Source organism: Methylobacterium sp. E-046, from assembly GCF_022829625.1.
Lineage (GTDB): Bacteria > Pseudomonadota > Alphaproteobacteria > Rhizobiales > Beijerinckiaceae > Methylobacterium > Methylobacterium longum.
This window is the reverse complement of record NZ_JAKSYP010000211.1, coordinates 24513-48802: the sequence shown is the minus strand read 5'-3', so window position 1 is coordinate 48802 and position 24290 is coordinate 24513. Positions and strand designations below refer to the sequence as shown.

Below are 24290 nucleotides of genomic sequence, written 5' to 3'. Positions count from 1 at the left end.
GCCGTCCTCAGGCCTCCCCGTCGGCCCGGGACCGGGGGAACAGCAGGATGAGCATCAGCGCGAACTTGGCGAGCATCGTCGTCTTGCCGGCCAGCCCCTCGAAGGTGTTGACCAGGATCACGAAGGTCAGGATCGGCAGCCAGACCCCACGGCGGCAGGACCGGGCGATCTCGGTGAGGTAGAGCCCGACGGCCAGCACCAGGACTGCAGTCACGAGAATGCCGTGATAGAGCACGTCGGAGATGATCGAGTTCTCGATGCCCCATTCCAGGCCGTAGATCCGGCGCAGGGTGCTGACTTGGAGCATGTCGGGGCCGAGTAGAAGCTCACGGAATGGGATCGCGTCGAAGATCGCCAGCATGTCGACCCGCGCCTGGGCGCTGCCGCCGTCGGACACGAACCGGCTCAGCAGCGTGTCAAAGAAGCCCGCAGCGGCCAGAACGGCCACGGCGACCGGCAGAATCGTCAGGGCGAAGCACGCGCAGGCGGCCCCAACGAGCGGGACCCGGCCCCCGCGCAGGGTGCGGTTGAGCGCGGCGAGGCCGACGCCGGTACCGAGGACCAGGGTCGTCACGGTGGCGGAGCGACCGCCGAACGTCACCAGGGCCACGAGTTGCAGGGTGATCATGCCGGCGCGCGAGCCAGGCCCGAGCCGGCCGCCGCCCCGGGCGAGGGCCAGGACGTAACAGGCAGTCATCGTGGCGTTGGCGAGCGGATGGCCCTGGAGCGCCGCCGAACGAGTGTCGGTCTCGAACGCCATGCCGTCGAAGCGGAACGGAAAGAAGCGCTGGCCGCTGGCGAGCTCGAAGAGCCCCAGCAGGGCATTTGCCAGCATCACCCCGTGGAATACGGATTCCAGCCGACCCAGGGTCACCGGATCGCGGTCCAGGAGCAGAATCGGCACGAGGCCGGCGAGCACGAACGTGTCGATCGAGCCGGCCAGTCCGGTCCCGCCGCGGGCGGCGATCAGGACGAGGAGCAGCACGCCGCAGACCGCGAGCAACACGCAGGCCGGACGGCGATTAAGAGCCTGCGCCACTGGGATCACCGGGTTTCCGGCGCGCATCAGCGTCCAGCCGACCAGAACCACTGCCAGGTACGTGGCCGGATGGATCTTGGAGGGCGCCGAGCCGCTGATCCCGTCGTAATTGATTCCCAACGCCCAGAGGAGGCCGCCCGAGATCCCGACGAGCACCAGCACCCAGAGGACGTAGGCGAGCGACTCGACCCGCGCGACCGCGCGCGCCAGCCCGCCGGACCGCTGCCGCGTCCCGTAGCGGTAGCCGAGGGCCGGCTGCCGGACGGTTCTCACGCGCTGCGCTTCCGCAGCAGCAGGGAGCCCGAGATCGGCCGACCCAGGGCCTCCGACGTATCGACCAGCTCGATGAGGTCGCGCTGGCGCGTGGCCCCGTTGCAGGCGACCAGCAGCAACCGGTCCGCGGCGGTCGCCAGCGGGCCGAGCCGCAGGTTTTCCGTGAGCACGCCGCCGTCGAGGATCACCAGCTCGAACCGTCCTTTCACGCCGGCGAGGAACCGCGTGATGTTGTCGGGGGTGAGGGCATCGCGGAGGGGCTTCTCCGTGTCGCCGAGGCCGATCCGCCGCGCGCCCGACTTGGTATCGGTCTGGATCACCGCGTTCAGGCTCTGCTCGCCGCGAAGGACATCGAGAAGCCCTCCGGCGCTCGATCCGTCGGAGCGCAGGTCCGCATCGACCAGGAGCACCCGGTCACCGCGGCCGACCGCCACGGAGGCGAGCAGCCGGATCACGGCGCGCCGCTCGGCTTCGTCGGATTCACCCGAGGTCACCAGCAGCGCCAGCGAGGATCCAGCGCTGCTCGAGGTCGCCGCGAGGTGGTCGAGGGTGAAGCTCGCCGCGGCCGCGTTGGCCCCCCGCGGCCGCAGGCCCGGAATGATCGCCACGACCGGCGCGTTCGCGATCCACTCCAGTTGGCGCGGCGACAGCACCGTGGGCGCGAGGTATTCCCGGGTCAGCGCGAGGCCGGCGCCCAGGCCGAGCCCGCCCGCGAGCGCAGCCGCGATCAGGATCAACCGGGGCGGCCAGCTCGGATCCTGCGGGGGGCGGGCCGCGGTGATGATCCGGGCGTTCGAGCTGTCGATGCTGGTCTGCTCCTTGATCTCGCGGGCGCGCACCAGGAAGTTGTTGTAGACCGAACGCGACGCCTCCACCTCGCGCTCCAATTCCCGGAGCTGCACGGACGACTTGGCGGTGGACGCGGATTGCCGCTGAAGTCGCTCGAGCTCGGCCGTCAGGGTCCGCTCGTTCGACTGGGCCCGCTGGTACTCGGTCTCGGCTGCGCCGGCGATGCGGTTCAGCTCGGCGTCGATCAGCCGGCGCACGTCCTGCATCTGCGTGCGCACGGCGGCGATGAAGGGGTGGCGCTCGCCGAGGTTGGTGCGCAGGTCGGCTTCCTTGGCGGCAAGTTCGGCATATTGGCCGCGCAGGCGGTCGATCGCCGCCGACTGAACCGCCTCCGGCATCGCGCCGGACCCGATCGCGTTGCCCCGCGCATCACGAATGCCCTGCAGACGCGCCTTGGCCTCCGCCGTCCGGGCCCGGGCCGCGACGAGCCGGGCGTTCGAATCGGTGAGCTGCTGCTCGTTCACGAGCCGCCCGCTGGAGGTGATCAGTCCGTTCTGTGCCTTGTAATCCTCCAGCTTCTTGTCCGCGAGGCTGACGGCGCCGCGCAACTCGTCGAGGCGCCCGCGCAGATCGCCGGCGGCGCGCTTGGCGGCGTCGGAGCGGGCTTCCGTCTGGTCCACCAGATAGGCGTTGGCGATTGCATTGACGATGCGCGCCGACAGATCGGGATCCGTCGTGGTGACGATCACGTCGATCACGAACACCTTGTCGGCGCGCTTCACAGCGAGCTTGCGGCGCAGCTGGTCGAGCGCCCGGCCGCGCGGATCGGCACGTCGCTCCGGCTGCGGACCGGTGATCATTCCTCGCAGCGCGGCCAAGCCCCGGGCGAGGGCGGTGTCCTGCGGAATCCCGAAGCCCGGCTCCGAATCCAGGCCCACCTGGGCCACGGCACGCCCCAGCACCGCATCCGACTCGATCACCTTCACCTGGCTCTCGACCTGCGCGATGCCGCCGTCCGGGGAGAGCGCACCCGGATTGACGTCGTTGGAGACGACCTGCCGGTCCCGCGGGTCGATCAGGATCTGGCCGGCCGCCGTGTAGAGGGACGGCGTGATGAGCGCGTAGGCCAGAACTGCCAGGCCGAGCAGCAGGGCCGTGCCGAACACGAGTCCCTTGCGCCGCCACAGGATACGCCACAGGTCGCCGACCTCGGCGGTGGTATCCTGCCGGCGTGAGCCGGGCCGTTCGGTGTGCTGTGTCTGCACGGGAGCCAACCACGTCGCGACAGCGATGTTATGGTCCATCTGTGTCACGATCGGTCACCGTCGTCTCGATCTGGATCAGCCGTTGGCGGATCACGATCCACCCTGCAAGAGTCGCGCAGGCACTTGGCAAGCCCTCAAGACTGCGATCGCTCCCAGAAAGCGTGTGGTTTACTGAGAGGATGGTGAATATCCCAACCATGCGGAGCCGCTCTCTGTTGGGTTATGACTCCCGTTACGGTTCGAGGAGTAGATAGGAGCTGAGTTCGTTAACCGACGAAGCACCGCCCCGAGCGGGAGCGCGCATCGATGCATGTGAGAGTTCGACTCGACGGGGCGCGACCGCGTCGTTGGCATGCCGCTCTCCTGCGGCGGATCGCCGGCCTGCCCGGGATCCACGCCGTCAGCATCGACGATGCACCGGCACCGGCGGCTTGGCCCAGCGCGGCGGACCTGCTGTTCAAGCTCGAGGCGCTGGTCCACGGCGTGTCGCCGACGGGCTCGGACGACCTGCCCGTCGCCGAACTCGCCCCATGGCGCCGTGACGACTCCAAGCCGGATCTCGTGCTCGACCTCTGTGGCGACCGTCCCACCGGGGCCGCGACTTGGCAGCTCGCGTTCGATGGACGGCGTGGCGAAGAGGCTCTGCTCGCGAGCCTGCTCGCGGCTGCAGTGCCGCAGGTCGCTCTGGTCGAGGACGGGAGCGTTCTCGCCCAGGGCCGCCTCGGTTCGGACCGGCCGGGGATCGTGCTCGCCAGTTTCGACGACGCGCTGGCCCGCACGGTGACTCTGGTCACGGCGACCCTTCGGCAGCGGCTCACCGGACCCGGTGGCCGGCGCCAGACTGCCGCATGGTGCGACGGGACGGCAGCCCGCGGCCGCGCCCTGACGGTCCCGTCGCTCGGGGCGCGGGCGGCACGCATGCTGGCCGGTGCGCTCATCCACCGCCTGTATCGCATCTGCTACAACGCTCCCCACTGGCGGTGCGGCTGGCGCCCCCTGAACGGACCCGACCTGATCACCCTCGGGCGGCTTCCCGAAGCGACCTGGACCGTCCTGCCGGATGATGGCCGGCGCTTCTACGCCGATCCCTTTCCGATCGCCGTCGACGGCACAACGCACCTCTTCGTCGAGGATTTCCCGCACGCGACCGGCAAGGCGATCATCTCGACGGTTCGATTCGGCCCGGACGGCCCCGAGGGGACGCCCGTTCCGGTCCTGGAGGAGGCCCATCACCTCTCCTATCCGTTCGTGTTCGAGCGCGCGGGCAGCATCTGGATGGTGCCGGAAAGCTCCGCGGCCGGCACGGTCGACCTCTATCGCGCGACGCGCTTCCCCGGAGGCTGGGTCAAGGAGGCCACGCTCCTTGCCGGGGTGGTGGCGAGCGATGCGACGCTGGTCGAGCATGGGGGCCGCTGGTGGATCTTCGCCACCGTCCGCGACGCGGAGCGCGATGCCCCGGCCGGATGGGGGTCCTTCCACGACGCGCTCCACCTCTGGTCCGCGCCCGACTTTCTGGGGCCCTACACACCCCATCCTGCCAATCCCGTGCTCGTCGATCCATCCTTCGCGCGGCCCGCTGGCCGAATCGTCGCGCGCGGCGGACAGCTGATCCGCCCGGTCCAGGATTGCGCCAAGGGGTATGGCCGCGCCCTGGCGCTGGCCCGCATCGACCGCCTCGATCAAGAGAGCTTCGCTCAGTCCATCACCGCCCGCGTCACGACCGGCCCGACGTGGCCCGGCAGCCGCCTCCACACGGTGAATGCCGGCGGCGGGATCGAATGCATCGACGGGTCCGCCCGCGCGCCCCGACTCCGCGTGCCCTCCCGCTTCCGGCGCCCGCCCGCCCGGCCGCCCGAGCCGGTCCCGGGCACCGGGTTCCGGCAGCCGGACTGAGCAGCCCTCCGTCGGCCGGTCGCGCAGGAGCTGGAACCGACGGCGGCGCCATTTTCATTTCGCGCGGCCCTGGCGGGAACGCACTCGGCCCGCTACATGTTGGAGGCGGGGCTGCAGAGTTCGTCAGGAGCACTATCCCCGGGGCCTTATCGACTCCCTCGGGAGCTGTCCCTGGCCTCGTCCCTGGACCTGGCCAACACGGCGCCCACCTACGCTGTAGGTTTCCCGGGATCGATCCTCCAACGGCTCACGTGGCTCCGCACTCCCCTGATCTTCACACCAGCGCCGCTGGCGCCGCGCAAAAGGCGGATCTCCGTCGCGCGGCTCTCGCCGCCCGCGACGCCCTCGATCCGGCCACCCGGCAATCCGCCTCCGCGTCGATCGTGGGCGCGCTCCTGGCGCTGCCGGAACTCGCCGCGGCACAGCTGATCGGTGCCTTCTGGCCGATCCGCAGCGAGGCCGATCCACGTCCCGCCGCCAAGGGGCTGCTCGCCCGGGGCCAGCGGGTGGCTCTGCCGCATGTTACGCCGGATGGTCTCGTCTTCCGGGAATGGCGCGCCGGGGACGCGCTGGTCGCCGGCCGCTTCGGTCTCAGTGAGCCCGACCCGTCGCTTCCGCCCGTCGAGCCGGACGCGCTGATCGTGCCGCTCGCCGCCTTCGACCGATCCGGACAGCGCGTCGGCTACGGCCGCGGCTACTACGACGGCGCGATCAGCCGGTTGTCGCGCACCCACCCCGTCCTCACCGTCGGTATCGGCTTCGCCGCCCAGGAAGTGGCGCAGGTGCCGGCCGAGCCGCACGACCAACCACTCCGCTTCGTGATCACCGAGGCCGGTGTGATCCGCTGCGCCGGAGCGGCCTGACCGATGCGCCTGCTCTTCCTCGGCGACGTCGTGGGGCGTTCGGGCCGGATTGCGGTCTGCGAGCAACTGCCGCGCCTGCGCGAGCGCTGGCGCCTCGACTGCGTGGTCGTCAACGGCGAGAACGCGGCCGGCGGCTTCGGCATCTCCGAGTCGATCTGCGACGAGCTGATCCAGGCCGGCGCCGATGCCGTGACACTCGGCAACCACAGCTTCGACCAGCGCGAGGCTCTGGTGTTCATCGCGCGCCAGCCGCGGCTGGTGCGGCCGGCGAACTATCCGCCCGGAACCCCCGGCCGCGGCGCGACCGTCATCGAGACGCAGGACGGCGCCCGCGTGCTCGTGGTGAACGTGATGGGCCGGGTCTTCCTCGACGCCATGGACGATCCCTTCGCCGCCGTCGAGCGCGAGATCGACGCCTGCCCCCTCGGCGCGGCCGCCGATGCCGTGGTGGTCGACGTCCACGCCGAGGCGACCAGCGAGAAGCAGGCCTTCGGCCATTACCTCGACGGTCGCGCGAGCCTCGTGGTCGGGACCCACACGCACACCCCGACCGCCGACCACCGGATCCTGCCGGGTGGGACCGCTTACATGTCGGATGCGGGCATGTGTGGCGACTACGATTCGGTGATCGGCATGCAGAAGGACGAGCCGATCCGCCGCATGATCCAGAAGACGCCGGGCTCCCGCTGGGAGGTTGCCGGCGGGGAGGGGACCCTCAGCGGTATCGCCGTGGAGCTGGATGCGCGCGGCCTCGCCACGCAGGTCGCCGCGGTCCGTCTCGGGCCGCATCTCGAGGAGAGCCGGCCGCATTTCTGGGACTGACACGCACGCCACCGCAGGGGACGCGGGTTCGGTGGAGGTGCACGCGTCGTCGACGGGGCTGGCCCCGTTTCCGTTCGCAACGCGATGGGGAACGCTTCCACCGTGGCCTGTGCGTGACTTGATCGCGTGCGGGCCCCACCCCACAGTGACCGCGACGGGCGCCGCCGGCGACCCCACCTCGAGATCAGGCTAGAGCGACCGATGGCCGCCCGCGATACCGGCGAAGACAGGAGAGCGCCGCTGGCACGGCCCGGGATCTATCTCGGACGGATGCTGGTCTTTTTGACCCTGGTCGGTTTCCTGGCCTTCATCCTGTTCAAGCAGATCACCCCGGCCTTCCTGGCCAATCCCGGGCTCAACGGCCTCATCCTGGGCGTGCTGCTGATCGCGGTGCTGATCGCGTTCGGACAGGTGATCCGGCTTTACCGCGAAACCACCTACGTCAACGCCGTGGCGCGGGGTGCTCAGGCCAAGCGGCCGCCGGCCCTGCTCGCGCCCATGGCACCGATGATCACCGCCCGCGCCGCCGGGGCGACCCTGCCGGGTACCGCGGGCTATCTCGACACCATCGCGGCGCGCCTCGACGAGGGGCGCGAGATCCTGCGCTACATCGCCGGCATCCTCATCCTGCTCGGCCTCCTCGGCACCTTCTGGGGCCTGATTGACACCCTCTCGGCGGTGGGGGGCGTGATCAAGGGCATGCGCGGCGGCGGCGATGCCGGCGTGATGTTCGACGAGCTGAAATCCGGCTTGGCGGTTCCGTTGTCGGGGATCGGCCTCGCCTTCTCGGCTTCCCTGTTCGGTCTCGCCTCGTCTCTGATCACCGGCTTCCTGGAACTGCAGGCGGGCCAAGCCCATGCCCGGTTCCACAACGAGCTCCAGGATTGGCTGATGTCCGGCGAGACCGTCGCCGGGACGCCGGCCCTGGCGGCCGGGCCGAGCCTCGGGTCCATGGAGTTGAAGGAGGCCGTGGATCGCCTGACCGCCATGGTGGCGGAGGGCGGGAGCAGCCGCGCCGCCACACTGGCCATGACCAACCTCGCCGAGGGCATCCAGGGCCTCGTCCAGCACATGCGGGCCGAGCAGCAGATGATCCGCGACTGGGTCGAGGCGCAGGCGAGCCGCGAGCGCGAGTTGAAACAGGTGCTCGACCGGCTCGGGCGGGAGCGGGTCTAATGGCTTCCAGGGCGGCGCGCTCCCGGCACAGCCTCAACGTCTGGCCCGGCTACGTCGACGCGCTGGCGACGCTGCTGCTGTCCGTCGTGTTCCTCCTGACGGTGTTCGTCGTCGGGCAGTTCTTCCTGTCCCAGGAGCTGACCGGTCGGGACGAGACCTTGGCCAAGCTCAATCGCCAGATCGCGGACCTCACCGATCTGCTGGCTCTGGAGCGTTCGAACCGCCGCAGCCAGGAGGATGAAGCTCGCAACCTTCGCACGACGCTGGCCGGGGTCGAGAGCGAGCGCGATCAGGCCAAGTCCCAGGCCGAGGCCGCCACCGTCAGCCAGGGCGCGGCAGCCCCACTCGACAGGCAACTGGAGGTCGAGCGCGGTGCCACGAAGCGGGCTTTGTCCCAGATCGATCTCCTGAACGAGCAGATCAGCGCCATGCGCCGCCAACTGGCGGCGCTGGAGGATGCGCTGGCCGCCTCCGAGAGCCGTGATCGCGAGTCCCAGGCGCGCATCGCGGAACTCGGCAGCCGTCTGAACGTGGCGCTGGCCCAGAAGGTCCAGGAACTCGCCCGGTACCGCTCGGACTTCTTCGGACGGCTCCGGCAGATCCTCGGCAACCGCTCGGACATCCGCGTGGTCGGCGATCGGTTCGTGCTGCAATCCGAGGTCCTATTCCCGGGGGGCTCCGCCTCTCTGAAGCCCGAGGCCGGCCCTGAACTCGACCGGATTGCCGGCGCGATCTCCGATCTCGCCAGGGAGATCCCGGCGGATCTGCCCTGGGTGCTGCGGGTCGACGGCCACACCGACGCGCGCCCGATCAACACGCCGCAATTCCCCTCGAACTGGGCGCTCTCGGCCGCCCGCGCCATCGCGGTGGTGCAGTATCTCGCCGGGAAGGGCATCCCGCCGCAGCATCTCCTGGCCGGCGCCTTCGGCGAGTTCCAGCCCCTGGATACCGGTGCCACCGAGGAGGCCTATGGCCGCAACCGGCGGATCGAGATGAAGCTCACGGAACGATAGGCCGAGCCACGGCAGCCCCTCGGCGGATTGCGGCTCCCGAGCTCGAGGCCCCGGATGCCGGAATGGCTTCGAGGTATTCCGGAATGATCGGGATGCTTGGCCTCAAGGTGTGCAGGATCTCGCTCTGAGATCACGGTGTCCAGAGCAAATGACGGTCGGGAATAGGCGGGGTTGGTCTGGAAAATCATCCGCGGGCGCGTCGCAAGCTTGAGGGATTGCCCGAGAGGGCCTGGATTAACCAAGAATTATCTTTGTGAAAGCATGGTGCCGGCGTTCTGAGAGGGATGCGGCCGATGTCAAAATCCAACCAGTCCCAGAGCGCCAGGGGCCCGTGGACGCCTGACGCCGGCCTAGCCGCGCATCGTGAGCCGGAACGATACGTCGGGTCGCGTGCGGACGCCTCCGAAGACGCGCAGGCGATCGCGGCGGCCATGCGGGTTTTCGAGGAGGGGTTGAGACAGCTGACGGCGTTCGGGCCGGCGGCGGTCCCGGAGCGCAGCACGCGGGAGGACCTGACCGGCCTGCTGGCCTCGATCGCCGAGCAGACGAGCCTGATGGCGCTTCGGGCCTCGATGAAGGCGAGCCGCGCCGACGCGGCCGGACGAGGCTTCGCAGTCGCCGCCGCCGAGGTGCGGAGCTTGGCCGGACAGATGTCGCGTGCGACGGAGACGCTCGTGTCTCAGGTCGGTCTGATCCAGGCTGCCGCGGAGCGGTCGCGGGACGCCACCGCCGCCGGAGAATGCGCGAAAGCCTCCACGACCTGACGCCGTGACGCGGATGCGCGCGCCGCCTGCGGAAAGGCCGCGCGTCAGCCCGCCAGGGCGTCCTTGTAGGCGAACACCCCCGGGGTTCCCCCGGTCATCAGGAAGAGCACCGCCGCACCGCTCGGATAGAGGCCGGCGCGCACGTCGTGGAGCAGGCCCGCGAAGGCCTTGCCGCTGTAGACCGGATCGAGCAGCCGGCCCTCGTGGCGGGCCATCAAGCGGACCGCCTCCAGCATGCCCTCCGTGGGAATGCCGTAGCCGGAGCCGCGGTGGCGCCCGTCGAGGTTGATGTCGTCCGGGGTCACGCGCCGCTCCAACCCCATCAGCGCGAGGGTGGCGTTGGCCTTCTCCAGCACCTCCGCCCGGGCGCGGCTCTCCTCGGCGAGCACCGCGAAGGACTTCGCGAGCCGGGGGTCGAGGTCCATGGCGGCGAGCCCCGCCACCAAGCCGGCATGGGTGCCGGCGCTGCCGTTGGCGGTGATGATCTGCGCGAAATCCAGGCCGAGCGCTTCCGCCTGCGCCAGGATCTCGGCCGCGGCATTCACGTAGCCGAGGCAGCCGGTCGGGCTCGATCCGCCGGACGGAAAGACGTAGACGCCGCGGCCCGTCCCGCGGAGTTCGATCGCCCGCGCCTCGGCGGCAGCCACGGAATCCGCATCTCCAGGCAGTTCATGGACCTTGGCGCCGAACACGTCGTCGAGCAGGCGGTTGCCGTTTCCGGTGTAGTCCGGATCTTCGCGCGGAACGCTCCGGGTCAGGAACAGCTCGCAGGCGAGACCGGCCCGGGCCGCGGCCGCGGCGGTGAGCCGGGCGTGGTTCGACTGGATCGCTCCCACGGTTACCACCGTGTCGGCCCCCTCGGCGCGGGCTGCACCCAGCAGGTATTCCAGCTTGCGGAGCTTGTTGCCGCCGAGCCCGATCCCCGCCACGTCGTCGCGCTTCACGAAGATCCGCACGCCGTTGAGCGCCCCACCGAGGTGGCGCGTCAACCCGTCGAGCGGCTCGATCAGTGTCGGAAGCGTCAGGAGCGGCAGGCGCGGGAAGCGCGTGAGATCGAGGGTCGGCATGCCGACGCTTCTACACCGCGGCCGAGCCCCTGTCCCGGTCTACTCCCCGGCCGGCAGCCGCTCGGCCCGGATACGAGGCTCCTTCCCGCGCGCGGTCTCGTCCAGCGCGTCGGTGAACTGCAGGTTCGCGAGCTGCGCGTAGAGCGCGCCCTGGGCCAGCAGGCTCTCGTGGGTCCCGGTCTCGACGATGCGACCATCGTCAAGGACGAGGATCCGGTCCGCCGCGCGGATCGTGGCGAGGCGGTGGGCGATCACCAGAGTGGTGCGGCCCTGCATCAGCGTGTCGAGGGCGGCCTGCACCGCGCGCTCGGATTCCGCGTCGAGCGCCGAGGTCGCCTCATCGAGCAGCAGGATCGGTGCATCCTTCAGAATGGCGCGGGCGATGGCGATGCGCTGCCGCTGGCCGCCCGACAGCGTCACGCCGCGTTCACCCACCTGGGTCGCGTAACCCTGCGGCAGGGCGGCGATGAAGCCGTGCGCGTTGGCAAGCTCGGCCGCGCGCCGCACCTCCGCCTCGCCGGCGTCGGGGCGCCCGTACCGGATGTTCTCGGTGACGCTGCCGGAGAACACCACCGGGTCCTGCGGAACCAGGGCGATGCGGGCGCGCAGGGCCTCCGGATCGACCTGCGCGATGTCGGCGCCATCCACCCGGATCCGGCCGCCCTGCGGGTCGTAGAAACGCAGCAGCAGCTGGAAGACCGTGGTCTTGCCGGCCCCGGAGGGACCGACGAGGGCGATGCGCTCGCCGGGCGCCGCCGCGAAGGCCAGGCCGTCCAGGGCGGCATGGCCGGGTCGCGTCGGATAGGCGAAGCGCACGGCCTCGAACTCCACGGCGCCGCGTGCGGGCACCGGCAGCGGAAGCGCGGGGGAGGGCGCGCGGATCGCGGGCTCCGTGGCGAGGATCTCGGTGAGCCGCTCCGCGGCCCCGGCCGACATCGCGAGGTCGCCGTACACCTCCGAGAGCTGGCCCAGCGCCCCGGCGCCGAAGACGGCGTAGAGCACGAATTGCGAGAGTTCGCCGCCGCTCATGGAGTGGTTGAGGACGCCCTGCGCCCCGTACCACATCACCCCGACCACCGAGGCGGAGATCAGGAAGATCGCCACGCCGGTCAGCAGGGCCCGCGCCCGGATCGAATCGCGGGCCGCCGCGTAGGCGTCCTCGGACGCCGCGGCGAAGCGGGCCTCCGTCATGGCCGAGCGCCCGAAGGCCTGCATGATCCGCACGGCTCCCACCGCCTCGGCGGCGTAGGCGGACGCATCCGCCAGACGGTCCTGCGCGGCCCTGGAGCGCCGGCGCACGCCCCGGCCCGAGATGATCAGCGGGAACACGATCAGCGGAATCGCCGCCAGCACCATCACGGAGAGGCGGGGGCTCGTGATCACCATCATGGCGGTGGCGCCCACGAACAGGAACAGGTTCCGCAGCAGGATCGAGACCGAGACGCCGAAGGCCGACTTGATCTGCGTCGCGTCGGCCGTGAGACGCGAGACGATCTCCCCCGACTGCGCGCGGTCGAAGAAGGCGGGATCGAGGATCGTCAGACGGGCGAAGACGGCGCTGCGCAGGTCCGCCACCACGCGCTCGCCGAGCGTCACCACCGTGTAGACGCGCGCCGCGCTCGACAGCGCGAAGGCCGCCACCACGCCGAGCAGGGCCAGGAAGTAGGCGTCGATCACCTCCGAGCCGTCGACGGTGAAGCCGTGGTCGATCACGCGGCGCATGGCGATCGGCACGACCAGCGTCGAGGCCGAGGCACAGATGAGGGCGACGAGTCCGGCGGCGATCCGCCCCCGGTAGCGCAGGGCAAAGGGCATCAGCGGCCGAAGCGCGCTCAGCGGGGCTTTGGGCCGACCTTCGGCGGCCTTGGTCTTACGGGCCATCACGCCTCACGTGTCAGTCCCCCCATCCGGTCCGCGGCGCTTGTGACCGGAGAAAGCCTGCGGTATACGCCGCCGCTCATCCGATTGCGTGTGTTCAATGGCCGCGGGCCGCCACCACGGTCGGCTTGGACGTGCCGTTGCCACGAACCAGCGGTTCGGTGCAACCGGTGATATCTTCCGCATTCCGGGCCGGGCGGCGCCTCCTGCGCTTCCCGCCGGCGTGCCAGATCAGGGACCAAAGGTCATGGCGAAGGACGCGGCCGCAAAGGCCAAGGGGACCGAGCACCCCGACTACCACTTCATCAAGGTCGTGATGACCGACGGTACCGAGTACCAGACCCGTTCGACCTATGGGAAAGAGGGCGATACCCTCAACCTCGACATCGACCCGCTGACCCATCCGGCCTGGACCGGCGGTGAGCAGAAGATGCTGGACCGCGGCGGTCGCGTCTCGCGCTTCAACTCGCGGTTCGGCAACCTCGGCAAGCGCTGAGCGATCGAGACAGCGCGCCGCCCCTCGGGACGGCGCGGCCGGAACGGGCGGCCCTCCGGGGCCGCCCGTTTTTCGTTGCGGCACCGTGTGGCGGAGAGGCGCGCCTCCGGGCCGCTCGCTTCCGGGCCGGCGCCCTCAGCCGTCGGCCATCCGGAACGCCATCCGCAGCAGGCCCTGCTGCTGCGCCACCGGGCTCTCCACCGGCGCCGGCGTCGGGCGATCCTCGGTGATCAGCGAATCGAGGTGCAGGATCCGGGTGTGAAGGCGCCTCGCCCGCTGGATCAACTGCTGGAGGCGGACCGGCAGCTGGTTGAAATCCTGCGGCTTCGACGGCTCGGAGCTGCCGAGCTTGACGCGATGCTTCTCTAGGAGCGCCTCCGCCGGGGTCATCTCGCCTTCGGCAACGGCGCGCTGCACGAGCAGCCAGGAGGCGATCTGCATCAGCAGTGTCGTCAGGCGCATGCTCTCGGTCGCGTAGCTCAGCGTCGCGTCGCGGGAAACGAGGCGGGACTCGTCGCGACCTTCGCCGTCGAGGTAGGCGGCCGTCTCTTCGACGAGCGTCATCCCTTCGCGGAACAGCGTCTTGAAGGCGTCCGAGTGGACGTAGGACTTGCCGAAATCGACCCAGTCTCGGTCGTCCCGGAACGTGACATCGAAGCCGTTCATCTGCCTCTCCTGTGCCGTCCGACGGCCCTGTCCGTGCGAAACTGGGACGCTGCGTCCCTGGCTGTCCGACGACGCAGCAATCCTAGCGCCGATCGGCGGCGACATCAGGGTTCATCCTTTTTTAACCTTAATATCGCGCCTGCGGCCAACTTAAGACCGCTGTAGGCGGATGCCACTGCGCCGCGACGAGGCCCCGATAGGGCTGGATTGGCCGCATCGGCCCGTCCTGAGCGGGAGGCACGTCGCGGGGGGATCTCCGCCGCGCTATGGCATCCCTGCCACAGGTCGTGGCGCGCGGCCGTCGCCCAGCGGCCGGATCCCGCTGCCGCGTGCGCTTGCGCACCGCGGTGCCATATTCCGGCCCCTTCGATAGGGAGTCTTAACGGCAGACCGACACCGTGGCGCGGAGACAAGCCGTCCCCGCCACAATCTGACGAACTCCGGACCAGAGCCAGCGACCGATGCGCATGAAGGCACAAAACCGGTTCACCGCCCTGTTGAGCGTCGCCGCCCTCGGCACGCTCGGCTTCGGCGCCGCCGAGGCGCGCGACCAGGGCAATTACGCCCAGGCCGAATGGGCGCAGGACTACGCCTCTCCCGCCGGCATGCAGGTCCAGCGCGAGACCGTTCCGATCCTCTCGCCTCAGACGGTGACGGCGACCGAGCAGATGGTCGATCGCTACAAGGACATCGTCACCCGCGGCGGCTGGCGCGCGGTCTCCGGTGCCGAGCATCTGCGGATCGGCTCACGCGGCCCGGCCGTGGCCGCCGTCCGCCAGCGCCTCATCGTTACGGGCGACCTCGATCAGGCGGCCGGTGGTTCGGGCGTGTACGATTCCTACGTCGCAGCCGGCGTGAAGCGCTTCCAGGCCCGCCACGGCCTGAGCCAGACCGGTACGATGAGCCTCGCCACCCAGCAGGCCATGAACGTGACCGCCGACGTGCGGCTGCGTCAGCTGGAGACCAACGTGGTGCGCCTGCGCTCCTATTCGGGTGATCTCGGCCGCCGCTTCGTCATCACCAACATCCCCGCCGCGCTGGTGGAGACGGTGGAGAACGGTCAGGTCGTCACGCTCCACGCCGCGGGCGTAGGCAAAATCGACCGCCAGTCGCCAATCATGAACACCAAGGCGACGCAGATCAATTTCAACCCGACCTGGACGGTCCCGGCTTCCATCGTGAAGAAGGACCTGATCCCGAAGATGCAGAAGGATCCGAACTACCTCACGGACAACAAGATCCGCATTCTCGGGAACGGCCAGGAGATCTCGCCGAAGTCGGTGAACTGGTTCTCCGACGAGGGCACGCGCTATACCTACCGGCAGGATTCGGGCGCCGACTTCAATTCGATGGGCATCGTGCGCATCAACATCCCGAATCCCTACGGCGTGTTCATGCACGACACGAACACCAAGGGTGTGTTCGGCGACGATTTCCGCTTCATCTCCTCGGGCTGCGTCCGCGTCCAGAACGTGCGCGAGTACATCACTTGGCTCCTCAAGGACACGCCCGGCTGGGGTCGCCAGCAGGTCGAGGAGGCGATCGAGAGCGGCAAGCGCATCGACGCCAACATCGCACAGCCGGTGCCAGTCTACTGGACCTACATCACTGCGTGGTCGACCCCGGACGGCCTCGTGCAGTTCCGGGACGACATCTACAAGCGCGACGGCGTGAACGTGCCGTCGACCATCGGTGCCCCGACTCCCGTCGCGAGCGCCGAGCCTGTGCCGCAGAGCTTCGAGCCCGGCGACGAGGAGTAATTCTCACCGCCGCGTGACGGCGCCGCGCTCCGGTGCAGCGTTCCGAGGCCCGCATCTCCGCCGAGATGCGGGCCTCGCGCGTTGCGGATCGCTTCTGTCATCCGGCCGTCAGACAGATCTGCTTGGCCGCAGGCGACAGCGCGATCGGCTCGCCAGCCGGACGCCGCGTTGCGTTGCGTTGCAGGAGCAGCCCATGTCGCGTGATACCGCATCCGGAGTCGGACGCCTCACCCGGCGGGAGACCGTAGCCGGCCTGGCCGGCCTAGGGCTGGCCCGCGGGGCGCGCGACGGCGGAGGAGGCCGCGGAGGCCACCGGGATCGTCTGGGCGACCGGCCTCGCCGGGGTGGACCGCGTCCCGCTGCCCGGCGTGCTGGTCTCCAACGGGCGCGAGGTCGTGCGCACGGACGCGCAGGGCCGCTACCGCCTGCCGCTGGAGGGGGACGGCGCGATCTTCGTGATCAAGCCGCCGGACTACGCCCTGCCGCGCGACGTCGACAACGTGCCGCGCCACTCCTACGTCCATCAGCCCGGCGGAACGCCGGTCGACCTGGGTCTCCGCTACCGGGGCGTCGCCCCGACCGGACCGCTGCCGGCCTCGATCGACTTCACCCTGACACGGACCGAGGAGCCGACGGAGTTCGACGTCCTCCTGTTCACCGATCCCCAGCCCGAGAGCCGCACCGAGCTCGACCACGTGCGGGATACCGCCGTCGCCCGCGCGATGGCGATCCCGGCGGCGTTCGGCCTGACCACTGGCGACGTTTTGTTCGACGACCTGTCGCTCTACGGCCGGTCCAACCGCATCGTGGGCCAGATCGGCGTGCCCTGGTACAGCCTGCCGGGCCACCACGACCTCAACATGCAGGCCCCGGATGCCCGCTACAGCCGCGAGACCTGGAAGCGGGTGTTCGGGTCGCCGACCTACGCGTTCCAGCAGGGGCGCGCGTGGTTCGTCCTGCTCGACAATGTCGAGTGGCTCGGTCCGCCGGTTCCCCTCGGCGCAAACACCTATCGCGGACGGGTCGGCGAGCGCGGCCTCGCCTTCCTCCGCAACCTCCTGGCCGAGATCCCGCGGGACGCCCTGATCGTGCTCGCCATGCACATCCCGCTCTTCACCGACACGGCGCCGGACGACGCGCGCGGGACGACGACCGACCGGGCCGCGCTCCTCGATCTGCTGGGCGGGCGCAGGGTCCTGAGCCTTGCCGGGCATACCCACACCACCGAGCACCACTATCCGGCCAAGGGCCACCACCACCATGTCCTCACGGCCGTCTCGGGCTCATGGTGGAGCGGCCCGGACACGCGCACCGGCATCCCATCGGCCGACAGCCGCGACGGTACGCCCAACGGCTTCCACGTGCTGTCGATCCGCGGCAACGACTACACCACGCGCTACGTCCCGGCGCAGGGTCAGCCGGACGAGACGATGCGCATCCTGTTCGAGAGCGAGGCGCGCGCCGGCGCGGTGGAGGTGATCCGTCACACCCGGCCCCTGCAGGGCCTGCGGCCGTCGGTCGCCCAGGACGCGCTCGCCGATACGACTGTGGTGGTCAACGTTTTCGACGGCGGTCCACGAACGCACCTCACGCTTCGGATCGGAGGCCGCGCCCCGCAGGCGCTGGCGCGGACTCGTCGCCTGGATCCGTTCGTCGCCGAGCTGTTCCAGCGCTACCCGGAGACCAAGAAGGGCTGGGTCCAGGCAATACCGTCGTCCCACATCTGGACGGCGCGGCTGCCGGACGACCTCGCACCGGGCGTTCATCGCGTCACGGTTGAAGGCGTCGACGAGTACGGCCGCCCGATCCGCGCCAGCGCCGTGCTGGAGGTCGCCGGCGAGCGGGGGCGCGGCTGACGGAACCGGTCGGGCTGCCGGAAGGCGGACACCGTGGCCGCCTTCCGCGAACCCCTCGATGACGTTCACGCGGACGGCGTCCCGGTCGTCGGATATGCGGTGCGTGACGGTGCTCTGGTCGGCCGCGACCGTCCGGGCGTGCCGGCGGCCGCCGGCCTTGACCTCCTCGATGCGGATCGCACTGAACGAGGCCAGGGCACGATCCTCGGTTGCCTCGGCCTCCGGATCCGCACCGACGGCGGTTTCCCCGCCCCTGCCGGTCTGGTCCTGATCCCGGAGCGGGAACCTGTTCCGGCGTGGCAGCAGTGCCGCGCCGGTGTCCCCTGCGCCATCCGCGGACAGCGTGGCGCGGGGGAGGATCGATCCGGCCTCTCAGACGACATCCATCGCGAGGGGCAGGATCGTGGCTCCAGGGAGATCGGGCCAAGCGTACCGCCAAGCTCCGAGCCCAGCATGGCCGCGGGAGGCGACACGCGCCGTTTCGTCCGCGGCCGGGGCGGGGAAGACGCCAGGGAGCCGGCCCCGGAACCCCTGGAAGCGCGGTCCGTTGGTCACCATCCCCAACCCATCAGGAGCCGCGTCATGGCCAATCCCGGCCTTCCCGAGCCCACGCCCGGCGATCTGCCGCCCCCGCCGCCGACACCCGAAGAAGAGCCGGATATCGGCCCCACCGGCCCGCGCACGCCCTATCCGGTGAACGATCCGGGGATCGGCGAGCCGGGCGGCCCCGGTTCAGAGCCGGACATCTTCCCGGGTACGCCGACAGATCCCGGCACGCGGATGTAATCTGCGCCGATCAGTGACCGCCATGCGACGTGCGAACGTCGCGCGGCGCATTCAGGATTTCGGAGAGGCTCGTCACCACGTGGCGGGCCTCTTCGTCGGTGAGACGCAGCTGGAACGGCGGCAGCGCGCCGGCCTGAAGCGCGACCACGGCCTGCCCCTCGTCGTCGGTGCCGATCTCGATGGCCGACGACGTCACGTCGAGCATGGCCACCTCCTCGTCGCCCATCTCCTCGCCCATGTCGGGCTCGTCGGTGTCGTCGATCGCGGTGAGGAGCTGCCCGACGGCGCGGACCAGGGCGCGGGCGGCGCGGGCATCCATCACCACCGCCGTCGCCTGATCATCCTTCTGGAAGGAGAGCTGGATGTTCGCACCGTCCAGCGAGACCGAGATGCCTGCCATGTATCGTCCAGAGCCACACGCCTTAACCGCTTGAGCGCATTCCGTATATGCATCGCGACGGCCGGAAATCACAGGGGGCGCGACCCACCGCCGGTGTGGCTCCGGCCACCTGCGACGCAGAAGATACGCCGCCAGCGCCTTGTTGCAGCCGCAGCCGACGCTTAAATACGTCCTCGGGGGGCTTTCCCACCGAGGCTGACGCTCTTCAGGTTCAGCGACTCGCGCCCCGCCGCACTGGCTCAACCCAGAAAGACCGTGGTGCATCACGCGGCCCTCGTGCCGTGCGGATGGCCTATGGACGAATGAGGTACACTACGTGAATACCGGTACTGTGAAGTGGTTCAACGAGACCAAGGGCTACGGCTTCATCCAGCCGGATGACGGCGGCAAGGACGTGTTCGTTCACATCTCGGCCGTCGAGAGCGCCGGGATGCGCAACCTGATCGAAGGTCAGCGCGTCACTTACGAGATCCTCACCGACAAGCGCAGCGGCAAGGACGCCGCCGGCAACCTACAGGCGGCTTGATCGACCTGCGAGGCTGAGGGTCCTGGCTGAACGCCCGCCGTGCCACCGTGCACCGGGCGCCCCCGCAACGGGAAGGCCGACAAGGACTTTGAACCGGCCGCGTGACGCGGTTCCCCCTTCCGACGCTTCCCGGCGGGCGACATCGTCCACGGTGACAGCGTCGGAGGCAATTTCCAGAAACGACACCGGACGGCGCCAACGTCCGGCTCAGAAAAGAAAAGACCTTACGTATGTTGTTCGAATACACGCGGCGCCATGGCGTCCGCTCGCCCGTCACCGATGCGCCGACCTTCCGGGTCGGCAAGCTGGCACGGGCCAATACCGGGGATCAGACCCGGGCCGACATCAGTCACCTGATCGACCGGTCCTACAATTATCACTCCCCGCGGGAGCTTCACTGGCATCTCGCCGAGCGGCTCGGGCTCGCGCCCACCGCGATGAAGCTCCACGACGCGACGGCGGCCTGAGAGCCGCCGCTCATCAGCGGAACAGCGGTCCTCAGCGATCCCAGGCCTTGAGCACGGGATCGCGCAGGGCCAAGGGTGCGGCGAGCAGCTCGCCGTGTACGGGGTCGGCACGATTGTAGCGGGTTGCCTCGCCGTCGAAGCCGCATACGACGCCGCCGGCCTCGCGCAAGACGAGGTCCGCGGCGGCGAGATCCCAGTCACGGGCATGACCGGAGACCATCCCGACATCGACGCTGCCGTCCGCGACCCGGGCGAGCCGGAGGGCGAGGGATGGTATCCGCTTGATCACCTCGAAATCGGAGGCCGACCCGACGCCCTCGGCCAATCGGTCGAGCATCGGCTTCGGCCCCGTGATGCGGGCGCCGGCCAATTTCTCCCGCGCATCGACCCGGATCGCCTTGCCGTTCCGGGTCGCTCCGCGACCGCGGACGGCCTCATAATCTGCGTCGCCCACGGGTGCGTGGACGAAACCGATCAGCGGCTGACCGGCGGCCAGCAGCGCCACCGCGATCGACCAATCCGGGTGGCCCGACAGGAAAGCCCGAGTGCCGTCGATCGGGTCGACGATCCAGACCAGATCGTGGCCGATCCGCGCGGGATCATCGGCGGTTTCCTCCGACAACCACGCGGCCTTCGGCACGAGGGCGCTCAGCCGGACCTTGAGGAAGGCGTCGACCGCGACGTCCGCTTCGGTCACCGGCGAGCCGCCGGCCTTCGACCAAATGCGCGCCGAGGTCTGTCCGCCGAGCCTGAAGAACGGGCGCGCGATGTCGGCCGCCTCGCGCATCACGGCGCGCAGCTCCGGCATCAGGGCAGACACGGCTTCGTCGGTGAGAGGCTCTGGCATCGCGCTCCGCATGAGATCCGTCAGGCCCGTGAGGGCTTGGTTGCGCCGACCGTCCGGTCGCTCGGACGTCCGGACCGCCTCGGGCTGGGGAAACCGGGCGCTTGAGGAACGCGCGCGGGCATCCCGTTGTACGGTGCCGCCCGCAGCGCCACAAGGAGCCCTGGTTGATCGATCGATAATGATCGGTCTGCGCAAGGAAGTGTTGAGCATTCAAGGAAGCATTGAGCATTCCGCAAATGACAGCGCTGTCCAGATTCGCTTAACGACGGCTCTTAAGCGGTGCGGAGGAGTTCGGGTGCGATTTTGCTTGGCATAACGGACGGCCCGACAAGGGCTGCCACTTGCTCCAGGGACTCGGACAGATGAACACTTACCCGGTCACGGACGACGATCACGCAGGACGACCGATACATGGGGCCGACGCCGCGTTCTGCTTCACCGCCTCTCCGCTGCCGGTGATCGGCCGGATGTCCGGTGCAGGACGGGCCGCCGGCATCGCGCTCGCCTACGCGGCCGAGGATGCGGAGATCACCGGGGCCGACCGGTTCAGCCTGATCCTCGTCGATGCCGAGGGCGATGAAGTGCATCGCCTCGGCAGCTTCCCCGAGGATGACGTGGTGGCCGTGTGGCGCGACATCGCGGCCCGCGCCGGTCTGGTGCGGATGATCGTTCGGGAGGACGGCGTCCTCGTCCCGGTGTCGCAGCAGATCGGTCGTCTCGTCCTCGGGCAGGTGCGCATGCGGCGGCGTCACGCCGGGCTCGGACGTCGGCGTCCGCGCTTCCTCACCCGCCGCAAGACCGGCCGTCTCCCGGCACGTCCGCAGATCCACCGCGGCGAGAACGAGATCATCGCGCGCAGCTGAAACCCAATCGCATCTCAGGACAGGCCACGCAGCACCGCGTCCACGGCCAGGCCGACGAACAGGATCAATCCGGCATCACGATTCGAGCGGAACAGGGCCAGCGCCCCGCGCCCGTCGCGATCCCGCAGCGACAGGGTCTGCCAAGCGAGATGCGCCGCGAAGGCCGCAACGCCGAGATAGCCCACGAACCCCGCCCCAGCGCCTCGTGCCGCCAGCGCGATCAGGATCGTCGCCAGGGCGTAGCAGATGCCGACGGCAGGCCGCACGCTCCGGCCGAACAGGCGGGCTGAGGACCGGATGCCGGCGATCTCGTCGTCCTCGATGTCCTGTACCGCGTAGATCGTGTCGTACCCGATCACCCAGCAGAGCGCGCCCGCGTAGAGCAGCAGCGCCGGCGGGTCGAGGCGGGCGAACACCGCCGCCCAGCCCATCAGCGCACCCCAGGCGAAGGCCAGCCCGAGAACGGCCTGCGGCAGCGGCATGACGCGCTTCATGAACGGGTAGATCGCCACCGGCAGCAGAGAGCACAGCCCGATCAGGATCGCGTCCCCATTGAACTGCAGGAGCACCGTGAGCCCGATCAGGGCCTGAACCACCAGGAAGAGGGCCGCGTGGCGCGGTCGCACCTGACCGGAGGGCAGGGGCCGCAGCCGTGTGCGCTCGACCTGCGCGTCCAGGTCACGGTCGGCGATGTCGTTGTAGGTGGAGCCCGCCCCCCGCATCGCGACGGCCCCGATGAGGAACAGGAGGCAGTGCCAGGGGTCGGGGAAGGGCTGGTCAGCCTTGATCGCCGCGAGCGCCGCCGACCACCAGCAGGGCAGGAGCAGCAGCCACCATCCGATCGGCCGGTCGATGCGCGCGAGCCGCAGGTAGGGGCGCCAGCTCCGCGGGGCGAGGCGGTCGACCCAGTGCCCGGTGACCGCGTCCGCGGGTCGCCCGTTATCGATCACCGTGCCGCCCATCGGTCGGAGTTCCGGTCGTCCCACGCGTGGATTCCGCTCCCCTGGGGAGAGGGGAGCCACACCGCATCCGTGATCCTTCCGGACGCGCTTACAATGCGCCCTGCGGCAGCTTGAAGCTGCCCGTCAAGCCCGGGCCGCCGAGCAGGCCACCGCCGCCGCCGCCGTTCTGCGCCTGGGCGCGGGCCTGCGCCTCCATCTTGGTTGCCTGGGCCGCCACGCTGCAGATCTTGGTGCGGATGCCGCTGACCTTCAGATGATCGGCCTTGAAGCCCTCCGCGAACGAATCGGGGATCGAGCACCATTCCTTGTTGGCGGCGATCCACTTGATGCCCTCGGTCCCGTTGCTCTGGAGCTTCCCGAACAAGGCGCAGGCTTCCTGCGGCGTCATCTTCTTCTTCGACTGCGAGGCCGAATTGGCGCGGCCGACCAGCGCCTTGCGCTCGGCCAGCGTCTTCTGGATGGCGCCGCATTCCGGCGCTGCACCCTGCGCGAAGGCCGCCGACCCGAACAGGACGGTGCCGACCAGCACCGCAGCCCCCAGACCCAGGCTCACCTTTGCCATTCCACGACTCCCTCGACACCCCTGCCGAATCCGCATGCGGCCGGCTCAATTCCGTTCTGCTGGGTTCGCCACAGGATTGTGGCGTCAATCGAGCGGCAAGCCGGCAGCCGGCCGAGCCTGCGCAGCGGTGATGCCTGCGCGGCGGAAAACCCGGGATCGTAATCTTTTGGCAACACTTCCCGCGGCCGGCGGCGCGTTGACAGGATGCCCCGCCCGCGCGACCACGCCGGCATGCCGGCCTACGACTTCACCGCACCACGCCTGTTCGTCGCGGCCGACCTCGCCGCCGGGGTGAACCTGCCGCTCGACCGTGCCCAGGCCAATTATCTCCTCAACGTTCTGCGGAAGGGGCCGGACGATCCGGTGCTGGTGTTCAACGGCCGCGACGGCGAGTGGCGCGCCCGGCTCGTCCAGACCGGACGAAAGAGCGCGGACCTCCAGGTTGCCGAACGCTTGCGGGTGCAGACCCCGCCTCCCGACCTGCACTATCTGTTCGCCCCCCTGAAGAGCGCACGCCTGGATTACCTCGCCCAGAAGGCGGTGGAGATGGGCGCGGGTACGATCCGCCCGGTGATCACCCGGTTCACGCAAGGCGAGCGGGTCAACATGGAGCGCCTGCGCGCCAACGCGGTGGAGGCCGCCGAGCAATGCGGCATCCTGGCGATACCGGATTGTCCCGAACCCGAGCGGTTGCCCCGGGCCCTCGGGAGTCTGACCGCGGAGCGCGTCCTCGTCTTCTGCGACGAGGACGCGCCGGTGCGCGATCCGGTGCGGGCGCTGCGTGAGGCGGCCGATCCGAGCGCGCCGCCGCCGCTCGCCGTTCTGGTCGGCCCGGAGGGCGGCTTCTCCGAGGAGGAGCGGGCGCTGATCCGGGCGCGGCCCAACACCCTGGCGATCTCCCTGGGGCCTCGGATCCTCCGGGCCGACACAGCGGCGGTCGCGGTGCTGGCTCTGGTTCAGGCGGTGCTGGGCGACGGCCGTTGATGGAGCCGCCCGGATCGATGTGTGCCCGCGCACATGAAGGTACCGGCGCGGGCGATTGTCGCCCGGTATCGAACGTGATGCGGCGTACCGGCCGCCGGCGCCGCGTTGTGGGTTCCGGGCGCCTCGATTATGTCCCTGCACGGACGCCGTCTGCGCCGCGCGCCGATCGGGGTCGGGGGCGGGTGTCCGTCCGGGCTCCGCTCGCAGGACGGGGAGGGGCTGGACGGATCCGCCGGAGCAATCCGGCGCGCTCTCACTCCAGGTTCTAGGTCA

Annotated in this window: 23 protein-coding genes and 1 other RNA gene; 15 read left to right on the top strand and 9 right to left on the bottom strand. The window is 69.9% G+C overall.

The annotated features are described in order from the left end of the window. Positions 1–7: 7 nt before the first annotated feature. Together MKK82_RS21615 and MKK82_RS21610 are read right to left on the bottom strand one after the other, a co-directional pair. Positions 8–1312: a VpsF family polysaccharide biosynthesis protein gene (locus MKK82_RS21615; RefSeq protein ID WP_238288933.1), complete on the bottom strand. Its 1305-nt coding sequence runs from the start codon at positions 1310–1312 to the stop codon at positions 8–10. Beyond that, on the bottom strand, positions 1309–3405 hold the full coding sequence (locus MKK82_RS21610; RefSeq protein ID WP_243986814.1) for a GumC family protein: 2097 nt from the start codon (positions 3403–3405) through the stop codon (positions 1309–1311). The genes MKK82_RS21615 and MKK82_RS21610 overlap by 4 nt, the downstream gene beginning before the upstream one ends. A gap of 267 nt (positions 3406–3672) precedes the next feature. On the opposite strand from MKK82_RS21610, the gene MKK82_RS21605 reads away from it, so the two are divergent. The 7 genes from MKK82_RS21605 to MKK82_RS21575 all read left to right on the top strand — a co-directional run bounded on the left by MKK82_RS21605 (position 3673) and on the right by MKK82_RS21575 (position 9897). Then, complete coding sequence (locus tag MKK82_RS21605) at positions 3673–5259, top strand: formyl transferase (protein WP_238288937.1); 1587 nt, start codon at positions 3673–3675, stop codon at positions 5257–5259. 105 nt (positions 5260–5364) lie between these two features. Beyond that, a non-coding RNA gene (ssrS, locus tag MKK82_RS21600) (6S RNA) lies at positions 5365–5521 on the top strand. Next, positions 5511–6122 carry a 5-formyltetrahydrofolate cyclo-ligase gene (locus MKK82_RS21595; RefSeq protein WP_238288947.1) on the top strand — a complete coding sequence of 204 codons (612 nt, stop codon included), beginning with the start codon at positions 5511–5513 and terminating at the stop codon, positions 6120–6122. Before ssrS ends, MKK82_RS21595 begins: the two co-directional genes overlap by 11 nt. 3 nt (positions 6123–6125) lie before the next feature. Continuing rightward, complete coding sequence (locus tag MKK82_RS21590) at positions 6126–6944, top strand: TIGR00282 family metallophosphoesterase (protein WP_238288955.1); 819 nt, start codon at positions 6126–6128, stop codon at positions 6942–6944. Between the two features lie 201 nt (positions 6945–7145). Beyond that, on the top strand, positions 7146–8120 hold the full coding sequence (locus MKK82_RS21585; RefSeq protein WP_238288967.1) for a MotA/TolQ/ExbB proton channel family protein: 975 nt from the start codon (positions 7146–7148) through the stop codon (positions 8118–8120). Further along, on the top strand, positions 8120–9133 hold the full coding sequence (locus MKK82_RS21580) for a peptidoglycan -binding protein (RefSeq protein ID WP_238288969.1): 1014 nt from the start codon (positions 8120–8122) through the stop codon (positions 9131–9133). The genes MKK82_RS21585 and MKK82_RS21580 overlap by 1 nt, the downstream gene beginning before the upstream one ends. 452 nt (positions 9134–9585) lie before the next feature. Next, the gene (locus MKK82_RS21575; RefSeq protein ID WP_238288972.1) at positions 9586–9897 is read left to right on the top strand and encodes a methyl-accepting chemotaxis protein; all 312 of its coding nucleotides are present in this window, start codon (positions 9586–9588) and stop codon (positions 9895–9897) included. A gap of 44 nt (positions 9898–9941) precedes the next feature. Here MKK82_RS21575 and MKK82_RS21570 read toward each other — a convergent pair whose 3' ends face one another. Then, on the bottom strand, positions 9942–10964 hold the full coding sequence (locus MKK82_RS21570; protein WP_238288974.1) for a D-cysteine desulfhydrase family protein: 1023 nt from the start codon (positions 10962–10964) through the stop codon (positions 9942–9944). A gap of 39 nt (positions 10965–11003) precedes the next feature. Next, a complete protein-coding gene (locus tag MKK82_RS21565) occupies positions 11004–12845 on the bottom strand; it encodes an ABC transporter transmembrane domain-containing protein (protein ID WP_238288976.1) in 1842 nt (613 codons plus the stop codon). A gap of 244 nt (positions 12846–13089) precedes the next feature. On the opposite strand from MKK82_RS21565, the gene rpmE reads away from it, so the two are divergent. Further along, positions 13090–13338 (top strand): 50S ribosomal protein L31, encoded by a 249-nt coding sequence (rpmE, locus tag MKK82_RS21560; RefSeq protein ID WP_012322259.1) that lies wholly within the window; start codon positions 13090–13092, stop codon positions 13336–13338. Between the two features lie 135 nt (positions 13339–13473). On the opposite strand, the gene MKK82_RS21555 is transcribed toward rpmE, so the two are convergent. Then, complete coding sequence (locus tag MKK82_RS21555; protein ID WP_238288991.1) at positions 13474–14004, bottom strand: DUF1465 family protein; 531 nt, start codon at positions 14002–14004, stop codon at positions 13474–13476. A gap of 461 nt (positions 14005–14465) precedes the next feature. Between MKK82_RS21555 and MKK82_RS21550 the strand changes: the two genes are divergently transcribed. The 3 genes from MKK82_RS21550 to MKK82_RS34270 all read left to right on the top strand — a co-directional run bounded on the left by MKK82_RS21550 (position 14466) and on the right by MKK82_RS34270 (position 18406). Next, positions 14466–15764, top strand: a complete 1299-nt coding sequence (locus MKK82_RS21550) for a murein L,D-transpeptidase (RefSeq protein ID WP_238288994.1) — start codon at positions 14466–14468, stop codon at positions 15762–15764. A gap of 344 nt (positions 15765–16108) precedes the next feature. After that, positions 16109–17620: a calcineurin-like phosphoesterase C-terminal domain-containing protein gene (locus MKK82_RS21545; protein WP_238288997.1), complete on the top strand. Its 1512-nt coding sequence runs from the start codon at positions 16109–16111 to the stop codon at positions 17618–17620. Between the two features lie 582 nt (positions 17621–18202). Beyond that, the gene (locus MKK82_RS34270) at positions 18203–18406 is read left to right on the top strand and encodes a hypothetical protein (protein WP_012322267.1); all 204 of its coding nucleotides are present in this window, start codon (positions 18203–18205) and stop codon (positions 18404–18406) included. A gap of 10 nt (positions 18407–18416) precedes the next feature. Here MKK82_RS34270 and MKK82_RS21535 read toward each other — a convergent pair whose 3' ends face one another. After that, complete coding sequence (locus tag MKK82_RS21535; protein WP_238289001.1) at positions 18417–18806, bottom strand: hypothetical protein; 390 nt, start codon at positions 18804–18806, stop codon at positions 18417–18419. A 316-nt stretch (positions 18807–19122) separates the two neighbouring features. Between MKK82_RS21535 and MKK82_RS21530 the strand changes: the two genes are divergently transcribed. Both MKK82_RS21530 and MKK82_RS21525 read left to right on the top strand, forming a co-directional pair. Then, positions 19123–19332: a cold-shock protein gene (locus MKK82_RS21530; protein WP_238289003.1), complete on the top strand. Its 210-nt coding sequence runs from the start codon at positions 19123–19125 to the stop codon at positions 19330–19332. 230 nt (positions 19333–19562) lie between these two features. After that, positions 19563–19799 (top strand): AsnC family transcriptional regulator, encoded by a 237-nt coding sequence (locus tag MKK82_RS21525; RefSeq protein ID WP_238289005.1) that lies wholly within the window; start codon positions 19563–19565, stop codon positions 19797–19799. Positions 19800–19830: 31 nt separating this feature from the next. Here MKK82_RS21525 and MKK82_RS21520 read toward each other — a convergent pair whose 3' ends face one another. Next, entirely contained in the window at positions 19831–20646 is an 816-nt protein-coding gene (locus tag MKK82_RS21520; protein ID WP_238289007.1) for an inositol monophosphatase family protein, read from the bottom strand. 362 nt (positions 20647–21008) lie between these two features. On the opposite strand from MKK82_RS21520, the gene MKK82_RS21515 reads away from it, so the two are divergent. After that, the gene (locus MKK82_RS21515) at positions 21009–21509 is read left to right on the top strand and encodes a DUF6101 family protein (RefSeq protein WP_243986810.1); all 501 of its coding nucleotides are present in this window, start codon (positions 21009–21011) and stop codon (positions 21507–21509) included. Positions 21510–21523: 14 nt separating this feature from the next. Here the strand turns inward: MKK82_RS21515 and ubiA are convergent, their stop codons facing one another. Both ubiA and MKK82_RS21505 read right to left on the bottom strand, forming a co-directional pair. Beyond that, positions 21524–22471, bottom strand: a complete 948-nt coding sequence (ubiA, locus tag MKK82_RS21510; RefSeq protein WP_238289011.1) for a 4-hydroxybenzoate octaprenyltransferase — start codon at positions 22469–22471, stop codon at positions 21524–21526. Between the two features lie 88 nt (positions 22472–22559). Further along, positions 22560–23033, bottom strand: coding sequence for a hypothetical protein (locus tag MKK82_RS21505; RefSeq protein WP_238289013.1), 474 nt, complete (start codon positions 23031–23033; stop codon positions 22560–22562). A gap of 231 nt (positions 23034–23264) precedes the next feature. Here MKK82_RS21505 and MKK82_RS21500 point away from each other — a divergent pair, with 231 nt between their 5' ends. Then, positions 23265–24017, top strand: a complete 753-nt coding sequence (locus tag MKK82_RS21500; RefSeq protein ID WP_243986857.1) for a 16S rRNA (uracil(1498)-N(3))-methyltransferase — start codon at positions 23265–23267, stop codon at positions 24015–24017. Positions 24018–24290 lie beyond the last annotated feature (273 nt).

Bases quoted from the DNA above. Each gene is read 5' to 3' on its own strand.
- MKK82_RS21610 (WP_243986814.1), bottom strand. From the start codon at position 3,405: ATGGACCATAACATCGCTGTCGCGACGTGGTTGGCTCCCGTGCAGACA.
- MKK82_RS21605 (WP_238288937.1), top strand. From the start codon at position 3,673: ATGCATGTGAGAGTTCGACTCGACGGGGCGCGACCGCGTCGTTGGCAT.
- MKK82_RS21590 (WP_238288955.1), top strand. From the start codon at position 6,126: ATGCGCCTGCTCTTCCTCGGCGACGTCGTGGGGCGTTCGGGCCGGATT.
- MKK82_RS21585 (WP_238288967.1), top strand. From the start codon at position 7,146: ATGGCCGCCCGCGATACCGGCGAAGACAGGAGAGCGCCGCTGGCACGG.
- MKK82_RS21580 (WP_238288969.1), top strand. From the start codon at position 8,120: ATGGCTTCCAGGGCGGCGCGCTCCCGGCACAGCCTCAACGTCTGGCCC.
- MKK82_RS21570 (WP_238288974.1), bottom strand. From the start codon at position 10,964: ATGCCGACCCTCGATCTCACGCGCTTCCCGCGCCTGCCGCTCCTGACG.
- MKK82_RS21565 (WP_238288976.1), bottom strand. From the start codon at position 12,845: ATGGCCCGTAAGACCAAGGCCGCCGAAGGTCGGCCCAAAGCCCCGCTG.
- rpmE (WP_012322259.1), top strand. From the start codon at position 13,090: ATGGCGAAGGACGCGGCCGCAAAGGCCAAGGGGACCGAGCACCCCGAC.
- MKK82_RS21555 (WP_238288991.1), bottom strand. From the start codon at position 14,004: ATGAACGGCTTCGATGTCACGTTCCGGGACGACCGAGACTGGGTCGAT.
- MKK82_RS21550 (WP_238288994.1), top strand. From the start codon at position 14,466: ATGCGCATGAAGGCACAAAACCGGTTCACCGCCCTGTTGAGCGTCGCC.
- MKK82_RS34270 (WP_012322267.1), top strand. From the start codon at position 18,203: ATGGCCAATCCCGGCCTTCCCGAGCCCACGCCCGGCGATCTGCCGCCC.
- MKK82_RS21535 (WP_238289001.1), bottom strand. From the start codon at position 18,806: ATGGCAGGCATCTCGGTCTCGCTGGACGGTGCGAACATCCAGCTCTCC.
- MKK82_RS21525 (WP_238289005.1), top strand. From the start codon at position 19,563: ATGTTGTTCGAATACACGCGGCGCCATGGCGTCCGCTCGCCCGTCACC.
- MKK82_RS21520 (WP_238289007.1), bottom strand. From the start codon at position 20,646: ATGCCAGAGCCTCTCACCGACGAAGCCGTGTCTGCCCTGATGCCGGAG.
- MKK82_RS21515 (WP_243986810.1), top strand. From the start codon at position 21,009: ATGAACACTTACCCGGTCACGGACGACGATCACGCAGGACGACCGATA.
- ubiA (WP_238289011.1), bottom strand. From the start codon at position 22,471: ATGGGCGGCACGGTGATCGATAACGGGCGACCCGCGGACGCGGTCACC.
- MKK82_RS21505 (WP_238289013.1), bottom strand. From the start codon at position 23,033: ATGGCAAAGGTGAGCCTGGGTCTGGGGGCTGCGGTGCTGGTCGGCACC.
- MKK82_RS21500 (WP_243986857.1), top strand. From the start codon at position 23,265: ATGCCGGCCTACGACTTCACCGCACCACGCCTGTTCGTCGCGGCCGAC.